23 protein-coding genes are annotated in these 16,764 nt (G+C 55.5%); 1 reads left to right on the plus strand and 22 read right to left on the minus strand.

The features are described from left to right. Positions 1 to 9 precede the first annotated feature (9 nt). The 11 genes from MES37_RS05730 to MES37_RS05780 all read right to left on the minus strand — a co-directional run bounded on the left by MES37_RS05730 (position 10) and on the right by MES37_RS05780 (position 9,922). On the minus strand, positions 10 to 2,415 hold the full coding sequence (locus MES37_RS05730; RefSeq protein WP_237930376.1) for a phage tail tape measure protein: 2,406 nt from the start codon (positions 2,413 to 2,415) through the stop codon (positions 10 to 12). Beyond that, complete coding sequence (locus tag MES37_RS05735; RefSeq protein WP_121814353.1) at positions 2,408 to 2,527, minus strand: GpE family phage tail protein; 120 nt, start codon at positions 2,525 to 2,527, stop codon at positions 2,408 to 2,410. The genes MES37_RS05730 and MES37_RS05735 overlap by 8 nt, the downstream gene beginning before the upstream one ends. A gap of 32 nt (positions 2,528 to 2,559) precedes the next feature. After that, positions 2,560 to 2,865, minus strand: coding sequence for a phage tail assembly protein (locus tag MES37_RS05740; RefSeq protein ID WP_121814354.1), 306 nt, complete (start codon positions 2,863 to 2,865; stop codon positions 2,560 to 2,562). Between the two features lie 61 nt (positions 2,866 to 2,926). Then, a complete protein-coding gene (locus tag MES37_RS05745; RefSeq protein WP_237930378.1) occupies positions 2,927 to 3,448 on the minus strand; it encodes a phage major tail tube protein in 522 nt (173 codons plus the stop codon). Positions 3,449 to 3,461: 13 nt separating this feature from the next. Beyond that, positions 3,462 to 4,649 (minus strand): phage tail sheath protein, encoded by a 1,188-nt coding sequence (locus tag MES37_RS05750; protein ID WP_237930396.1) that lies wholly within the window; start codon positions 4,647 to 4,649, stop codon positions 3,462 to 3,464. Positions 4,650 to 5,037: 388 nt separating this feature from the next. Then, a complete protein-coding gene (locus tag MES37_RS05755; protein WP_237930398.1) occupies positions 5,038 to 5,562 on the minus strand; it encodes a tail fiber assembly protein in 525 nt (174 codons plus the stop codon). Continuing rightward, a complete protein-coding gene (locus MES37_RS05760) occupies positions 5,562 to 7,487 on the minus strand; it encodes a phage tail protein (protein WP_237930560.1) in 1,926 nt (641 codons plus the stop codon). The genes MES37_RS05755 and MES37_RS05760 overlap by 1 nt, the downstream gene beginning before the upstream one ends. A gap of 10 nt (positions 7,488 to 7,497) precedes the next feature. Beyond that, entirely contained in the window at positions 7,498 to 8,028 is a 531-nt protein-coding gene (locus MES37_RS05765; protein WP_237930400.1) for a phage tail protein I, read from the minus strand. After that, positions 8,021 to 8,929 carry a baseplate assembly protein gene (locus MES37_RS05770; RefSeq protein ID WP_237930409.1) on the minus strand — a complete coding sequence of 303 codons (909 nt, stop codon included), beginning with the start codon at positions 8,927 to 8,929 and terminating at the stop codon, positions 8,021 to 8,023. The genes MES37_RS05765 and MES37_RS05770 overlap by 8 nt, the downstream gene beginning before the upstream one ends. Positions 8,930 to 8,933: 4 nt before the next feature. Continuing rightward, positions 8,934 to 9,284 (minus strand): GPW/gp25 family protein, encoded by a 351-nt coding sequence (locus tag MES37_RS05775; protein ID WP_121815272.1) that lies wholly within the window; start codon positions 9,282 to 9,284, stop codon positions 8,934 to 8,936. Continuing rightward, positions 9,281 to 9,922, minus strand: a complete 642-nt coding sequence (locus MES37_RS05780; RefSeq protein WP_237930418.1) for a phage baseplate assembly protein V — start codon at positions 9,920 to 9,922, stop codon at positions 9,281 to 9,283. Before MES37_RS05780 ends, MES37_RS05775 begins: the two co-directional genes overlap by 4 nt. Positions 9,923 to 10,097: 175 nt before the next feature. Between MES37_RS05780 and MES37_RS05785 the strand changes: the two genes are divergently transcribed. Beyond that, positions 10,098 to 10,961 (plus strand): hypothetical protein, encoded by an 864-nt coding sequence (locus MES37_RS05785; protein WP_237930420.1) that lies wholly within the window; start codon positions 10,098 to 10,100, stop codon positions 10,959 to 10,961. 75 nt (positions 10,962 to 11,036) lie between these two features. Here the strand turns inward: MES37_RS05785 and MES37_RS05790 are convergent, their stop codons facing one another. The 11 genes from MES37_RS05790 to MES37_RS05840 form a co-directional block, all read right to left on the minus strand. Next, a complete protein-coding gene (locus MES37_RS05790) occupies positions 11,037 to 11,486 on the minus strand; it encodes a phage virion morphogenesis protein (protein WP_237930439.1) in 450 nt (149 codons plus the stop codon). Then, positions 11,479 to 11,946 carry a phage tail protein gene (locus tag MES37_RS05795; RefSeq protein WP_237930441.1) on the minus strand — a complete coding sequence of 156 codons (468 nt, stop codon included), beginning with the start codon at positions 11,944 to 11,946 and terminating at the stop codon, positions 11,479 to 11,481. The genes MES37_RS05790 and MES37_RS05795 overlap by 8 nt, the downstream gene beginning before the upstream one ends. After that, positions 11,909 to 12,154 carry an Rz1-like lysis system protein LysC gene (lysC, locus tag MES37_RS05800; protein WP_237930450.1) on the minus strand — a complete coding sequence of 82 codons (246 nt, stop codon included), beginning with the start codon at positions 12,152 to 12,154 and terminating at the stop codon, positions 11,909 to 11,911. The genes MES37_RS05795 and lysC overlap by 38 nt, the downstream gene beginning before the upstream one ends. After that, the gene (gene lysB, locus MES37_RS05805) at positions 12,042 to 12,467 is read right to left on the minus strand and encodes an Rz-like lysis system protein LysB (RefSeq protein WP_237930452.1); all 426 of its coding nucleotides are present in this window, start codon (positions 12,465 to 12,467) and stop codon (positions 12,042 to 12,044) included. The genes lysC and lysB overlap by 113 nt, the downstream gene beginning before the upstream one ends. Continuing rightward, on the minus strand, positions 12,464 to 12,973 hold the full coding sequence (locus MES37_RS05810) for a lysozyme (RefSeq protein WP_121815266.1): 510 nt from the start codon (positions 12,971 to 12,973) through the stop codon (positions 12,464 to 12,466). The genes lysB and MES37_RS05810 overlap by 4 nt, the downstream gene beginning before the upstream one ends. Then, positions 12,957 to 13,178, minus strand: coding sequence for a primosomal protein (locus tag MES37_RS05815; protein WP_115631019.1), 222 nt, complete (start codon positions 13,176 to 13,178; stop codon positions 12,957 to 12,959). Before MES37_RS05815 ends, MES37_RS05810 begins: the two co-directional genes overlap by 17 nt. Next, on the minus strand, positions 13,169 to 13,372 hold the full coding sequence (locus tag MES37_RS05820) for a tail protein X (RefSeq protein ID WP_121814369.1): 204 nt from the start codon (positions 13,370 to 13,372) through the stop codon (positions 13,169 to 13,171). The genes MES37_RS05815 and MES37_RS05820 overlap by 10 nt, the downstream gene beginning before the upstream one ends. Then, the gene (locus MES37_RS05825) at positions 13,372 to 13,872 is read right to left on the minus strand and encodes a head completion/stabilization protein (RefSeq protein WP_237930454.1); all 501 of its coding nucleotides are present in this window, start codon (positions 13,870 to 13,872) and stop codon (positions 13,372 to 13,374) included. The genes MES37_RS05820 and MES37_RS05825 overlap by 1 nt, the downstream gene beginning before the upstream one ends. A gap of 92 nt (positions 13,873 to 13,964) precedes the next feature. Continuing rightward, entirely contained in the window at positions 13,965 to 14,717 is a 753-nt protein-coding gene (locus tag MES37_RS05830; protein WP_237930456.1) for a phage terminase small subunit, read from the minus strand. A 3-nt stretch (positions 14,718 to 14,720) separates the two neighbouring features. Beyond that, a complete protein-coding gene (locus MES37_RS05835) occupies positions 14,721 to 15,791 on the minus strand; it encodes a phage major capsid protein, P2 family (RefSeq protein ID WP_237930459.1) in 1,071 nt (356 codons plus the stop codon). Between the two features lie 31 nt (positions 15,792 to 15,822). Continuing rightward, entirely contained in the window at positions 15,823 to 16,644 is an 822-nt protein-coding gene (locus MES37_RS05840; protein ID WP_237930461.1) for a GPO family capsid scaffolding protein, read from the minus strand. Between the last annotated feature and the right edge of the window lie 120 nt (positions 16,645 to 16,764).

A 16,764-nucleotide genomic window follows, 5' to 3' on the forward strand; every position in this document is an offset into this window, starting at 1 on the left:
GAATCCTCCTTAGTCGTGCATCATGCTGGCGCGCTGTTTCGCACGTTTCTCGCGCTCGTATTTTTCCAGGCTGTCGCGCAGCTGGCGGTCAAGTTCACCGCCGTTCTGCACACCACCGCCAATGGCGATGTGATATTCGTTGCGGCTCTGGTCGGTGTAGGTTTTGCCACTGCTGGCCGTGACCGGCTGATAACCACCGGTACCGCTGGCATAAGCGTTGACCTTTTCGGCCTGCACACTGAGCTGACCGGACTCCTGGTTGATGAGGCCGAGCTTGTCGAGTACCCACTCGATACCGTCACGCAGGGCGGTAAATGGTGTCATGGCGAGCCGGAAAGCACCGGCCAGTGCCTGACCAAACGCCACACCAGATTCCTTGCAACTGTCGAGCGTGTCCTTGCTGGCTTTCACCGGGGCAATCAGCTCTTTGAACCACTGCCAGACCCCCTGAACTTTCTGCCCGATAGCCTCAAACACCGGAGCCAGTGGCGCGAACATCTCAGCCACCGGCGCAAAGGCGGCTTTTAGTCCTTCCACCACACCGCTGAAGAAGGCGCTCAGCGGCTCCCAGTATTGATAGATGAGCAGCGCACCCCCGGCGATAGCCGCACCGATGGCGACAATCGGCCAGGAGAGTGCGCCGAGCACCGTCATCATTGCACCACCGGCCACGGTAAATGCGGTGCCGAGCAGACTGGCCACCGCAATCAGGGCATTGACTCCGGCAATCACCGGCCACGCCACCAGACCAATCGCCCCGACCAGGCCAATGACCGCCAGCGCCACGCCCCCGACCTTGAGCAGGGTCTGCGCCAGACCTTTGTTCCGCACAATCCAGTGGTCGAGTTTGAGCACATATTTGGTGGTGGTCTGTGTCAGCTGGCGCAGGGAAGACTCCTGCTGGTCAAACAGGTCAGTACCGACCGCCTCATACGCCGACTGAAACTCTTTGAAGTCGCCGCCAAGGTTGTCCTGCATCACCTTCACCAGTTCGGCGGTTTTGCCGTCCGAGGCTTTAAAGGTGGCGGTGAGTTTGTCGAGCTTGCCGGTCATGGCATCGGTCATCAGCACCGCCGCTGCCGAGCTGGCTTCCTCGCCAAAGATGACCTTCATGTACTCCGCACGCTGCGCCGTACCGAGTTTGTTTTTCTCAAATTTGCCCTGCATTTCTTTCAGGATGGTAAACAGCGGGCGCATGTTGCCCTTGCTGTCGGCGGTGCTGACTTTCAGCTCAGTGAGTGCCGTTTTCGCCTGGCCGACCGGTGCCTGCAACCGGCTGATGACCGCGCGGCTTCCGGTGCCTGCCATCGAGCCGGTGATTTTCGCATCGTGCAGCGCACCGGCCATCGCGGCGGTTTCTTCGATACTGATACCAGCATTTTTCGCCACCGGCGCGATATAGGTCAGGGCATCACTCAGGCCGTTAAAGTCGGCGGCGGTTTTGTTCATCGTGGTCGAAAGCACATCGCCAATGTGCGCGACCTTGTCGTCGGAAAGCTGGAACGCCGAGCGCATCCCCATCAGCAGCGCGGCGTTTTCTTCCATGGTGCGCTGGTTGGCGAGCGCCATATTCAGCGTGACCGGCGTTGCCGCCTGAATAGCCGAAGCATCCCCGCCGGATTTGGCGATAATAATCTGCGCACCGGCGGCATCATCTGCCGATGCAGCGGTGTTATCGCCGAGCTGGCGCGCCTGTTTACGCAGGGCTTCCATTTCCGGTGAGGTTTTTTCCACCCCGAGTACGGCCTGCAACTCGGAATTTTTCTGCGCAAAGTCGTAGCCGGGTTTCAGGATACCCACACCTGCCGCCACACCGGCGGTTGCCATGCCGATACCGGCAGCACCCACGGCACCGGCTGTTCCGGCCAGCTGTTTACCGGCCTGATAACGGTTGTTGACGGCGTTGAGTCTGTCCTGCTGTCGGCTGACCCGCGCCAGGGCTTCCCGCTGGCGATGAAGCTGCGCGGTGGTTTCGCTGAGCGAATTTCTCAGACGGCGCTCGTCGGATGACAGGGTGCGAGTATTAATTCCCGCCTGTGCCAGCTCCTGCCGCTGGCGCTGTACCGACTGACGCAACCCGTTATATTTGGTCTGCAATTCCGAAGCCGAACGCTTTGCTGCTTCCAGCGCCTGCGCCTGTGCACGCGTCGGGCTGGCGGTATTCCGGAACTGCACCGCCAGTGCGGCGGCTTCCTGTTTTGCTTTTGCCAGTGACTGACCGGTGACCGCAAGCTGCGCGCTGGTTTTACGAAAACCGTCAATACGCGATGCCTGGCCGTTTAAATCCTTGAGGGTTTTCTGCGTGTTGCGGATGTCACCCGCCAGCGCCTTGCTCGCCGTCTGGATGTGTTTAAACGGGCGCGTTGCCTGGTCAACGGCTTTAAGCAGCACTTCGATTCTGACGTTATTACTCATGAGAATTTCCGCTACGTTTAAGCGCCATCTCGCGCCAGCTGATGAGGTCGCTCAGGCTCAGGGCGTAGAGCTCTGATGGCGGCCAGTGGAAGATCACCGCAATATCCGCCATCAGGTCGTCGACCGATAAACCCGACGGGAAGCTTAAGCCGCCGAAGCCGGAGCCAAAAAACCGATCACCTTCGCGGCCAGCGTCATCATGTCCGGCAACTCCAGTGCGGCAACATCCGACTCGGTCAGACTCGGGTAAGTCATGCGCGGCAGCACTTTAATCAGCGCGTTCACATCCGAGCTGGCGACATCAGCGAGACTCACCCCGCGCAGGGTGCCTGCGGTCGGCTTAATCAGGGTGACCGTTTCAATCACAATCTCACCGCGTTTAACCGGCTTCACCAGGGTCACAATGTTCGGGTTATCAGAAGTGTTCTTGTATTTTTTAGCGTTGCTCATGGTTTTTTCTCCGTGGAGTTAACTCGGGATAACCGGCCAGCCTGGCTGACCGGTCAATACTTTAAGCCAGACCGATATTGCGGCGGCGCTGCTCCAGACGGTCGACGCCGTTCACTTTCTCAATCATGTTGAGGGTGTCGATTTCAATCAGCTCTTTACCGTTCATCGTCAGCTTGTAGTAGGTGCATACCGTGGTGATTTTGGTTTCGGTGTCCTCACCCTGTTTGCTGTCGCCGCCGTCAAATTCTTTGTGACGTCCACGCACCACCACCTCGACGGCGGTTTCTTCTTCGGTGTCGTCGCGCTGGTAGGAGCCTGCAAAACGCAGCGGCACACTGGACGCTCCCGGCAGTGCGTACTGCGCCCAGAGTTCTTCATCCGGGAAACCGCCGAGCGTCCACTCAATCGTGAGTGCATCATCGTCGAGACCAAAATCCACCGGCGCGGCACCGTTCATCCCGCCGCCGCGATAATTCTCCAGCTTGCGGGTCAGTTTCGGCAGCGTCACAGAGGACACCACGCCCATGTAACTGAGGCCGTCGTTAAACAGGTTGAGTGATTTAAGCTTGCGGGGCATTGCCATGATTCAGCGCTCCTTATCCGTTGACCGAGGCGATCAGGTTCACCAGATATTTATCGGTGATGCGCTGACGCAGGGTGAGGTTTTCCAGTGGTGGCACCGGCGTGTAGTCGTAATCGAGATAGAGTTTCCCGGCTTTCAGGGATTCTTTATCGTTGGCGGTTTCATCAAACCAGCAATCTGCATCGACGATGTAACCGGCGGTTTTTAGCTCGCGGAATTTGGCCTTGATACCGTCAACAATGTCGCGGATGAGCACCGGTGTGATCGGCTTATCCACCGCCCACATATGCCCCTCAGCCATCGTGTCGGCGATGACCTGCGCGGTGCGGGTGTAGTTCTCAAACAGGAATAACGGGTCGTCAGAACAGGTGCGGTTACCCCAGAAGCGGAAACCATCTTTGCGGATAAGGGTCGTGACCCCTGCCTCATTGAGCAGGTCAGCATCGGTGCCGGAGGCCTGCAAATCCCAGAACACCGAAGCACTGATACCGGTGACACCCTGCACCCCGACGTTAGACAGGGTTTTGTGCCAGCCGACGGTCTGGTCAATAAAGGCACGCAAACCGAGTGCACGCGCCGTGGCATACGCCGGAGCACTGGCGTTCGTCTCCGTATCCCAGGCGACAAAGTCCGGCCAGATAACCATCAGCTCACGCTGGCTGAAATTGTCGCGGTACTTGATGGCGTCAGAAATCGTTTTGCAGTTCCACGCACTGACATAGCCAAAGGCGCGCAGGCTGACGCACACCGAGGCCAGCGCAACCGCCACTTCCTGCGAATCCAGCCCCGGCACGCCGAGAATGCGCGGTTTCACGCCGGTCACGGCTGAAGCGGTCAGCAGCGCTTTAATGCCGGTGTATTTACCGTTCACATCGGTGCCACCAATGATATTGCTGATGGTCTGCGCGCGGGCGGCGTCTTCATCCTCGCCATCACCTTCTTCGACGCGCACCACAATCGTGACCGGTTTGCACTGGTCAGCAATCGCCTGCAAAGACGCTGCCAGCGTGCCTTTGGTTCCGGCTTTGCCAATGGCCGTCTGCACATTAGTAATTAACACCGGCTCATTAAGGGGAAAGGTCTGCGCGTCGGCATCGCTGGCGGTACACACCATACCGATGACCGCCGTCGAGACCGTGGAAATAACACGCGTGCCGTCATTGATTTCAATAACCTGCACGCCGTGGTGATAGTCAGCCATCCGGGTCACTCCGTAGTTTTCAGAAGTGTCTATTTTCAGGTGTTGTGCCGTCAGCGTGCGAGCAATCAGCGCTCGCTCACATAAGGCACAACAAACCAGAAAACAGAGCAAAATCAACGGGAAAAATGTGACGGCGATTGATCGGTGAGAGCGATCAATTAGCGAGAATTGATCGTTTATATCCATTATCTATAAAGGCGTATTGCCGTTATCGTTTCCGGCATTAAGGGAGGCGACGCATGCAATACGTGTTATGGGGAGTGGCGGCACTGGTCGTCTGGTTACTGGCAGGGTATTTTTGGTGTCTGTGGTTTGTCGATGATGAAGAAGATGATTATCAGGAATGTCCGTATGACTAGCCCGCTTTGCGCGGGCTTTTTTGTGCCTGTTACTTTGTATCTGGCGCGACCGGCCATTCAATGGCAGGTGCAAGCGTGGTGTCCACACGACTGACCATCACCCGGAAGCGTTTCCACTCGGTCAGCAGTTCGGTTTCTTCCCCGGTTGCGATACCCACATCAACCGCGTCCTGAAGTGGCGCGATCGCTTTAGTGGCCTGAATCAGCAGTTCGTTTTGGGTGATGCCCGCCAGTTCCTGCGGGGGTAACGTAAATGCTGAAATTTTCCCGTCTTTGAAAACATAGGGCTTGCTCCCGATATCAGCCTGGTAGTCAGCCGCGTTAATTTCGTAAACGCTCAGACCTTCATGAAGCGTCAGGAAATTGGGATTCAGTGCACCGGTAGTGATAAAACCATCTGGTGCAACCGCGATAAATGCCGTTTTACCTGTCCAGGTTTTATCACGCAGTGTGTACCAGTCTCGCCCCTTGTCATCTTCAAAATAGATAAAGGGTAAGGCCATGCCTTTCTCAATCACCCGCTTTGAAATACGGATATTTTTAAACTGGATCATTACGCAATACTCCCGACCTGCCGCCAGCTGCCGCTATAAGTACGCACTACAAGAGCGCGATAATATTTACCCATGTTTCGGCAATCCCCCAGGTCACTACGCATGGATAGTCCAGTCATAAAGCACCCATCCGGGGTTTCCCAGACCTGTTCCTGACCGTGACCGGGATTTGACATCGCCTGCCCGCCGCGTGCCACGTCCATGATGTAACGACCATCGGACTGATTGACCACATCATTGACACGTCCATTGACCCAGTTTTGCACTTCACCTACACGCCCGTTGACCCAGTCCTGAAAAGCGACACTTCTGCCACCCGCCTGGTTGAAATAAGAAATCCCACCTGATGCGAAATCAAACATCCATCGTGCCCACTGACCATTATCCCCAATAGCCGTAATAACCGGGCAGCCGAACCCATTGCCAGCCGGAATGTATTGACCAAACGAGGTAAAGGTAGGGAAACCGGTATTTTTTTGCACTCCTCCCGTCATCATCGGGCACCACGTATCACCATCGCCGACATTTAAATACGAGGCATTAAAGGGTGAGTGGGTCTGGTTGCCATATTCCGTATTCCAGGCACCCGCAGCAGCCAGTCCGATATACTTCCCCTGGTTATTCAGGATTGCTCTGCCGCTTCTGCTTTGCAGCAGTAACTGATTATCGGCATCGTTGTAGAGTCTGACGTTAAAATCATCGGAGTCGTTTCTCAGGTGGAAGTCGACAATCGCATTACCCCCTGTCAGCTCAATTGCCGGCGTCTGCAATCCGGCATTAGCCAGAAAATATCTGTCGAGTACAAATTTGCTGCTGTTCCACCAACCAATATTGGCATTGTCAGCACGAATAAACGTGCGCCCGTCACCATTTGCCAGGAAGCCGGTGTCACTGTCGCCGATGTTAATCGCGCGCGTAGCGGTGAAGTCGCCATTAGCACTGAACCGGAAACTGGCATCCCCCACCAACATTTGAACCTGATTAGCGCCAATGGAGAATGTGCCTCCGTTGACGAGCACGCGCCCGGGAGTGACATCCGCGCTTGAGGTCTGAGCGTCACACAAGGCGGCGGATTTCAGCCCGAGGTTTTCCCGCGCCTGTTCCTTGTTTTCCACATCAGAAAGGTTTTTGTCTTTCTGCAGGGCGTTAACAATACGCGCATCGTCTCCCGCCGCCACCGTTCCCGCCGTGGTGCCGGTATCCATCACCGCCGCACCTTTCAGCCCGAGATGCTGGCGAGCCTGACCAGCATCAGGTAAATCCGACAGGTTGTTTTCTTTGAGCAGGCGGCTGTCGGCATTTTTGTTCGCCTTATCGCCCATATCAAATGCGGCTTTCACCGCTTTCGGCGTGGCGGCCAGCACCTCGCTGTCACTGTCGGTCGCGCTGCTCAGTTGGGTAAAACCCTTAGCCTCCAGCGTGGCATCAGGATGTCGGCGCGAGCGTTCATGTTCCGCGAGTTGATTATCAACGTAGTCCTGGGTCGCCATCACCGTGGTGGTGTCGATGGTCAGGTCAACCGACTCAATGGCACTGACCATAATCACCATACGCACGGTTTGCGCGCGGCCTGAACCCTCAGCCAGTTTCGGCTTGTAGCTTTCGGCCATATTGGCAATGGCGATGAGTGTACCATCAGCATCAAACAAGCCCATTTCCCGCATCCAGAATCCGCCCCGTTCCGGCGGAATAACCAGCTCGGCCACCACGTAATTATCGTGATTGACATCGATGCTGATTTTATTCAGCTCTGCACGCCATTTTTCACGGATGAGGGCTGTCTGGCTGACATCCGGCTCCGGCAGCGAGCCGCCTCCATCCCCGACAGCCATGTGCGTCAGGCTAATCAGTGTGCCGCCTGCGGTGGCAGCAGCAAGCTTTGCCGCCCCGGCGGTGGTAACGAGTGTTTTATATTTCACGGTCATCATGGTCTCTTTATCCGGGGTACACGGTAATAATGTCGCCGTCATAGCTCAGGCCACCGACGTAAAATTCGCCCCTGACATCCTGGGTAATGTTCAGGCCAGTCAGGTGACGGCTGGCGGCTTTTGCATCAGCAATCAGGCGCTCCATTTCGAGGTACATTTCCTCGGTAATGCCGCTTTCCAGCACGCCAATATCAAGACGAAACGTGCCAGGTATATCGTTGCTCTGCCACCACTCGGTGACATTAATCAGATAGCCGAGCGGCTCCACCACACGGCGGATAGCGCCGATGGTGCCTTTGTGTTTGTGAATGTATTTGGCGGTCTGGATCACGTTGCGTTTGGCTTCTTCCGTCCAGTTCTCATCCCAGCGGTCAACCGAAAACGCCCACGCCAGATACGGCAGCAGCGGTGCGGGACATTCCAGCGGGTTCCAGAGCTGGCGCAGCGGCACCGGGACGCGCGTCAGTTCGGCACAGGCTTTTGCGGCGGCCAGCTCAAGCTCAGAGGAGCCAACCGGCAGCAGCCGGACGTTATTCATCAGCACCCCCGATAACGATTTGGTAATCCGTACAGTACGAGGCCTGAGTGTCATCGAGCACGATGTCGGCCTGCGGTTTTGCCAGCTCGACACGCTGCACACCTTCCACATGCAGGGCGGCGTAAATGGCTGATTTGCGAATATCGCGCCCGAGGCGGTGCTGCGCGCTGATATAGGCTTTCAGTTTGGCCTCGGCAGCCTGCCTCACCGGCTCCAGTTCGGGTCCAGGGTAAAGGTAAAGTGTCGCGTCAATTTCATAGTCGACAATGACCGCCGACTGCACCGTCACACGGTCAGCCACCGGGCGCACGTTCTCATCATTCAGGGCAAGGCTGACAATGTTCACCAGCTCATCACTGGCGGTGCCGTTCCCTTCACGCGAGAGCACGGAAATCGTCACGCAGGCCGGTGACGGGCTGATCACCGACACATCCGCGACCTGCCCGTCGGCACTGCGGCCATGAAACTGATACGCCCCGACCGGCCCCGCCACGCTTAACCCTTCAAAGGACTGCTGAATACGCAGACGGAAATCACTGTCCGATTCCATCACCGCCGCCACCGGTGGGATGGCCGTGTCATCGGCGGGTGTAATGACCAGGCGCGTGACGTTATTGTTTGCGCCGAGCACATCGAGGTCGTTTGCCCTGGAAAATGCCAGCATCACCGCCAGCGCCGACTCGTTAACCCGCTGGCGTAACAACAGCTCACGATACGCGTTCTCCTCCAGCAGCTTGACGATGGGGTCGGATTCCAGCGCCAGCACCCGCGCAACGGCTTCCTGCTCCTCTTCCGGATACAGGGAAATCAGTGTCGCTTTGCGCTCGGCTAACAGGGTTTCATAGTCCAGTACCTCGACCACATCCGGGGGCGGTAACTGGCTCAGGTCAATGGTTGCCATAATCTCAGCTCAGGGGAATGGTTAAAGAAAAAGGCGCGCCGCCGGTGCCGGTACGCGTGCCGGTGATATCGACAAATAACGCGCCTGCGGTTGTGCTCTCAAAGGTGATGGCCGTCAGCCGGATACGCGGCTCCCATTTCAGGATGGCCATGTAGCAGGCCGACATAATTTGCAGGCGTAATGCGGGGTTATCAGGCTGGTCAATCAGTGCCGAGAGCAGCGAGCCGTAATCGCGGCGCATGACACGCGAGCCGATGGGGGTGATCAGAATGTCGCGCACGCTCTGACTGATATGTCCGGAATCGGACAAACTCAGACCGGTGGCACGATCCATGCCGAGATAACGAGCCGTCATTGTGTGCCCTCCGTCAGACTTCCGCCGCGCTCAACGCCGCCATGCTTATGCTTATCCACCTGCACGCCGTTGGATTTAAACGTACCGTCGCTGTGCTCGATGTTGCCGCTCATCTTGCCGCCTTTTTTGACTTCAAGCGTGCCGGTGGTCAGTTTGTTGGTGCAGACCACTTCCGGCGTATCGAGGGTGATTTTCTGGCTGGCTTTAACCGTCACAACCGGCACCGTCACGACAACAGATTCGGACGCAGTGACTGAGGCGGTTTTAATACCGCTCACGGTCAGTGCGCCGGTCTGCGGTTCGTACTCAATCACGGCACCATCAGGGAAAGAAATATGCAGCGCATCGGCAGAGGCTGACGGTGCGGGATTGTCATCGGAATAAATGCCAGGCAGCACGAAAGCGGTATCCAGTTCGCCGCCAATCGCCAGCAACAGAACCTGCTCACCGACAGACGGTGCCCACCAGGTGCGCGAGCGACCGGCGCGGGACGTCAGCCAGTGCAGCCAGTCGGTTGTGATACCGCCAGTTTCCACACGGCATAATGCCCGCGCAGTGTCGACGTCAGTCACGATGCCGATGCGGATAAGGTTGCGCAGCAGGCGCGCGAGATCCTGAAGTGATGGGAGTGTGTTCATGAGGAAAGGATGCCGTCGTGAGCTGCTGGCAACAATGAAGTTCAATTTGTTCAGCGATGGAACAACGATTTACATAATGAGACCTTGTCTATGAAACATCATGTTTGAACTTGACCAAGTGAAATATAACTCACAAAATATGATTGATTTATTAATGTATTAAATTGAGGGAGTTATGGAAGAGTCCAAAAGAATCAAGAAGTTGATGGCAGCCCTAATTAAAGAGTTACCATTTTTTCCAGATGAAAAAACCACTATTCTTGAGCTTGAAAGCCAAGGGCTGAATGGTGTTCTGATTGCGTATATGCACTGGAAAACAAGAATTGTACCTGCTCGTCGTAGAAAAGTGCAGATTGCACCAGAAGTAACAAACGATCCTCGCTGGAAAACATTGAAGCATGGCATAAATGCATTATTGGAAAAAGTCAGAAAGGGGGAAAACATATACCCTTATCACTCTAAACGTGCACATAAAAAAGGTTATACACCATCAGTGCGAGTTACTAATGGTGAGGTTGACTCATGGGAAGATAAAGATCAATTATTGAATACAAAGGGTTTTCATCACTTTCATTTAAATATGAATGTTCAAAGCAGCGGATTATCTGAAAGAACAGATGACGTATTATTTGCCTTTGTCTCTCGTGATAAATTTCACGCAGTAGGTATATTTGATCATAGTGTATTTGATAAAACAGACGCTTCAGGGGTTATGACTACTGAGCGAGAAAGAATGTGGATGTTACATGAAAAACATATCACTTTAGGTATGAAGCCGGGAACGGTATACATGAACAATCCCATAACTACCTCCGGTCACCCTGTGCAACTAATTAGAATGGGTCAACATTACTCTTCAATCATTAGACAAATCGATCCTCAACTCGATGACAGGTCTTATGTAAACTCGCTCTTTGAAAACGCAAAACTCCCCTCCCCGGAGAGATATAATTTCGAATGGAAAATGGAGAGCCTTGACTTAATTGCCTTTGATAAAAAAAACAATGTCAATTTCATATTCAATAAAGGGTATATGTAATTTCAATATATTGAATAGACATTCAGCATTTAGCTCACCATAAATATCTAAATTTTATAGTGAGCGCCCAAGAGATTAAATTGAAAGATGGTTGAGAATATTGTTTTCAATGATAGTTTTATCGCCTTGATTTAATCCCAATAACTTGCGTGCCTCATACTGCACGCCCTCGCTGTAACGGTTGGGTTTATCCCGTAAACCCTCCTGATGCACCCGCGCCATACGCTGCACACGCCCTGTAAACTCCACGATCGCAGCGTCATTGGTGCCTTTCGCTTTCATATAGCGGTTGGTGCGCAGTTTGGTAAACATCGCACGTTTAACCCGACCTTTTTTGCCTTTCACCGGCTGACGTTTTCGTGCGGCATACGGCGTGCCGTCCGGTGCCTGCTGGCGCTTGATGCGTTGCTGCTGTGAGGCTCTCAGCGCCTTCGCAATCTCAGCCGTCATTCTGCGGCGCGCTGCCGGTGATAGGGCTGCAATCAGCCCGGCGAGCTTATCCTCAAAGGGTTTGAACTCATTCATGCCACTGACTCACCAGCTCTCCGTGAGCGTAGAGTTCCGTTGGCCGCGTGACATCCTCCGGCAGGGGCGGCTCAGGGACGTGCTTCACGTGCAGCGCTTCACCTTCCTGTTTAACCAGCGTGCGCTCGGTCAGCATCAGGCTGATACTCACGTCGACACTTTCGTCGTCGTTAATATCGGCGATATACGTGAAGCCTCTTTTTTTCCCCTCATCGGTGGTCATGATGTCGGGCTGATTTTCCCGCAGCCAGGCGTTGACCGGCACGATGAGGTAATCCAGATCCCCGTGATAATCGGTGACCACGACATTCAGCGTGTACTGATTTTCAAACGACAGCGAGGTCGCAAGGGTTGAGGCGATTTTCCCGCTGTCGATAAAAATACGCAGCATGTCTGGGTTATTTCGCAGCACCGGTGCCGCATCACAAAGGGCTTTGCGTAAACTGGCGGGCTTGAGCATCGAGTGTCTCCTGGCAATGTTTTGTGGTTTCAGTCTGGGCGGCGCAACTGACCAGTGCCGCCTCAAGCTGGCGAATGTCCGCGCTTAAATCACCGTTAGTGTGCGGGCTGCTTGCCGGTATCTTGCACAGCGCCACTTTCGGACAGCCACTGTAAATAATCAGCGGTGGTGGTGAAGGCAGGGCGGGTGTGCAGCCGGATAATGTCATCAGGCAAATCAGACTCATACCACTCACGCAGCGCTTTATTTTCATTGAGTAACCTCGTCACGGTATTGCCACGGTTCGCCGCCAGGGTGTTTGCGGTGGCAAGCTGGTTGCGTAAATCGACCTGCGCCTGTTCATTCCGCTGCCTGAGTTTTGCAGCAACATCAAGCTGATTGCGCAGCATGATGATCTGGGTTTGCTGCTCACCGGCGACACGGTTTGCCTTTTCAAACGAGCGGGTCAGCGTGTTGTTTTCGCGCTTCATCCACATCAGACCGGCGACGGCCAGCAACAGCAAAATCATCAGTGTTTTCATTCCATCCCCCTGAGACAGTAAGCGCGCTCACGTGCGCGGCGGTTTTCCAGCCCGGTATTTCTGACGCCATTCACAAACACCCAGCGCGGGAACTGGTCACACACCTGCCACCACTGGTAACGCTTGATGTAGCTCACCATCGTTGAGCGACAGGCCGCACCGGTGCCGACGTTAAAAGCAAAGCTCACCACCGCGTCATACACCGGCTGTGGCATATCGACCGGCACGCAAACAGCAAGACGGCGCTCAACATTGAGCACGTCGCTGACCAGGTTCTGCGCGGCCTGACGCTCGGTAATATCGCCTTTTGGCGTAACGCCTGCGGTGTGACCAATGCCTGATGTCCAGACACCGGCGCTGCACTGGTACGGTTTCAGGCGACACCCTTCGAGGTCGGCAATCAGTGCCAGCCCGTCGGGTGAGGTTTTCAGTAATGAGAAATCCGGCAGCAGAACGGCAAGCGCCAGCACTACCGCGACACTGCAACGTTTAACGATTGATGCCACGCACCACCTCCTCATTCAGCCCCATTGCGCGCAGATAGCGGAAGGTCTGGCGGCGATACCAGAAATTCACCAGCGCGGTGAAAATCGCACAGCCCCCGCCGACATACAGCGCCAGTTTTTCCGGCGTCTGCGTACCGAAATACGCCAGCGCCACCGACAGCCAGTAAGTGACAAACGTGGTGATTTTTTCCATTGTCAGTCCCATAAATTCAGGGTCTCCGTGACCGGTGAGGAATCGACATCCGGCAGTTCAACCGCGGTGCCGTGAGGCAGCTCCTCACCGAGTTCTGCAAGACCTGGATTGGCGAGTAACACTGCTTCGACCACACCCTCGGTGCGCCGGTAATGGCGTGCACACAGTGCGTCGAGGGTGTCGCCCTGGAGCGCAAAAACCTTCATCAGATTTGCCCGATGATGCAGCGGGATTTGTCCTGGAGGCGCGACACCGCCCAGCGCATATCCCGCCACATTTCATCAATGGTGCTCTCGATGCTGTCGGCTTTTTTATCCCCTTTGGCGCTCGCATCCACGCCACGATAGTTCTCATAAAGCTTGGCGGTGGTCATCGCGGTCACGGCTTGCAGGTAGTAAAAACACCGCACACTTTCACCATCAATCGCGTCAGCCGGTACAGCAGCCAGGCTCTCATACCCGAGTGCCATCTGCTCACGGCGGTAGTCGCGTAACTCGGCGTTGGTTTCCGCCATGCCGTCAATAATCGCCGCACGCAGCCGCACCGGCGTCACGGTGTGCTCAAGGCGCAACAGCTCGCGAATGCGCAGCGGATCAACGTCGGGGAAAAATGCCGTATTGGTGATGGCCGCTTCCGCGACCGGGCGCGGGGGAATCACCACCCCAGCCTGCGGGGTTTCAGGCTTGCTGATAATCACTGTCGTCATGACAACCTCAAAATAGGTGGACGGTGGACGCCGGTATCGATGAGGAATAAATCCAGTCTCAACCAGCGTGCCGTCCGGCGCGGGGCGCATTCTTAAGCGGTGGTGTTAGCCACTTTGCGGGGGCGACCGCGTTTGCCTGGTGTGGTCTCAGGTTTACGCGCTCGCGGTTTTGTCTTTGGTTTTTTCACGGTGACGGGCTTAGGTTTGAGCGCGCTTTCGAGGCGCTCAATGTCCTTTTTCACACCCGCCTGTGCATCGAGCTGCATGGCTCGCTTAAGCTGTTCCAGGGCATCCGCCAGCATCCCTTTGTCACGGAGCACCAGACCAGTGATTTTGTGCAGGCGTCCACGCACTTTGTCGGGCATATCAGCGGTGCTGGTCAGGGTCTGGGTTGCCAGCAGCAAAGCGACATCCACTGACTCACCAGCGGCATGGGCACGCATGGCCGCCAGTGCCACATCCTCGGCGAGCACATACGGTGTGGTGCGTTTGTGCAGCGCGGGCATGGTCAACCCGTACTGCATGGCATAGCGGCCAATCTCCAGCGCACCGGCAATATCACCGGCATCGAGCTTCCACAGCATGACGGTCATCACGATGTCATCCTGCGCGCCTTTGCCTTCGGCCAGCACACCGGCGACCCACGGCGCATAGGATGGCAACAGCGCGCGCTTTTTGTCGGCCTTGCGCTCAATGGAATGAATGTTTTTTAAAATGCGCTGGTCGGCGGCCAGTTTGACCAGCATCTGCTCGTAAGCATTTGCATGGCGCAGCGGGTTATCGTCCCGCTGCGCGGTCACAATGGCCGAGACCCGCATCATGTGTCGTGCAGCGGGACTCGTCATGGTTTATGCCTCCGCTGCCGGTTCATCTTTCGGCGGCGCAGGGAACTCACCGAGCTGGATGTTTTCAACCAGGCAACCAGCGGCGTAATCCTCGATCACGTAATCAATGTTCATGGATTCGTAGTTTTCGATACGGTCGAGCTTGCCGTTCTCATCAATGATGCGGCGATGGCTGTCATCCATGTAGTAAATGGACAGGTTTTCCAGCGTGGTCACCATCAGTCCATTCGCCGGGAAGAACGGCACGCGTACCGCTGGCAGGTTACCGATGCGTTTCTGGCTGACAATCACGTCCGCCGCCATCGCTTCGGTGTTGGTCTGCTCCTGGTTCACTATCGGGAAATATTTGTCGGCCAGTAACTGACGGCCACAGATGACCACCAAATCCGGGTCTTCCTGATACCACGGCGCAATCATGGTATTGGTGGCATCCATCACCAGCGCATCGAGGTTGGCGTAATCGCCGTGTTTACCCACGCGGATCACATCCGAAACAGTGCCATCTTCAGCGGTATGTTTGTTCATCACGCGCGCAGGCGCTTCGTTGCGGTATTTCTGCAACCAGCCGACCGCCACGTCCTGCAACAGCGGATTTTTGCTGCGGTCAGAGGTCGGCGCACGCTTAATGCCGTTGAAACCGGCCATCATTAAATCAAGCGACTGACGTTTGATAATGGCGTTACGAATACGCAGCTGGAAGTCCTGGAAACGCGCCCATAAATCGAGGGTACGAAAACGAATATGGAAATCGAAATTGACCTGATCACATTCGTATTTATTGGACTCCAGCGCGGTGAAATCTTCGGTCTGACGCTCATGACCACTGGCGGTATCGGCGGTGCTGGCAATTGAGCCGGAGACACCGACACCGATTTTTTCACCCTTCATTTCAGCGACCGGCACCATGTTGATGCGGGTCAGAAAGTCAGATGACTCCTGCATGGTGTTCATCAGTGTTTGCGTGACGGACGGGTCAACGCTGAATTTTTTGGTCATGTCACCGGCGTCGACGTTGTTGAGCTTCGCCACCTGGGTGAGGTAGGCGTTAAATTTAAAGCGGGTTTGTGGGCGCATTGTTTTTCCTGATTAATGAGGTTGTTCGGGGTTAACAGTTGGTCAGCACGGAGTCGCCATTGCCGCCGCTTGCCGGTTCGCGACGGCGCTGCGTAAAGCTCTCCGTGTTGTCGAGTGAGGTTTCCAGCGTGGAGAGTTCGCCTTTCAGGGTGTTGAATGACAGCTCCATCGCATTCAGGCGCTGCTCAGTGGCGTCGTGGTTGGCCTGCACCTGCTCAGTAACTACCGTCACCGCTTCGTGCACATCGTTAAAACGCGCATCGTCATCAGCCTGTTTACGGCTGAAAATGCCTTTCACGGTGTCGGTCAGTTTGTTCAGCAGGGTGTCGGGCTGGTCTTCAAATTCCAGCTCGGCCAGTGTGGCAACCGAGAACAAATCCTCCGGACGTTCCTTGCGACCAGAAAGCGGATTGGTTTTGGCACGCGAGCAGAATTCCAGATATTCAGTGCCGAGGCTTGCCGGGTCGTCGGTGACAGCCAGGCCAATCAGATAGCACTTGCCGGAGTTGGAGAAATTCGGGCGGATCTCCATCGAGGTGTAAACCTTCTGGCCTTTGCCGACCATTTCCACCAGATTCGCCAGCGGGGTGATGCGGGCGAACAGCGCGAGCTTGCCGTTGAGCGCGGAATCATCGTCGATGGTCTCGGCTTTCAGCTCGGTGACATCGCCGTAACGGCAAAACGGGCTGTCAGGTAACACACTGGTGATGTGCTCGAGATTGATGCGTGCGCCGTAGACACGCGGGTCGAATGAATCGGCCATTTCCTGAATATCGGTGCCGCTGATCACGCGACCGTCGCAGGTGTCACCTTCGACGCCGATGCGGAACCATTTAGAAACTTTCTTTGCCATGTTCAGGAGTCCTGAGTGTGGGGTGATTGGGTCAGGCTTAGTTTCCTGACTCTGCACCCGGCCTGCCATTCATCCCGGATGGCTTACCCCTGACACAACAGCACCTTAGCGCGCATCGCA

The sequence above is a fragment of the Buttiauxella sp. S19-1 genome (assembly GCF_022134725.1).
GTDB classification, from domain to species: Bacteria; Pseudomonadota; Gammaproteobacteria; order Enterobacterales; family Enterobacteriaceae; genus Buttiauxella; species Buttiauxella ferragutiae.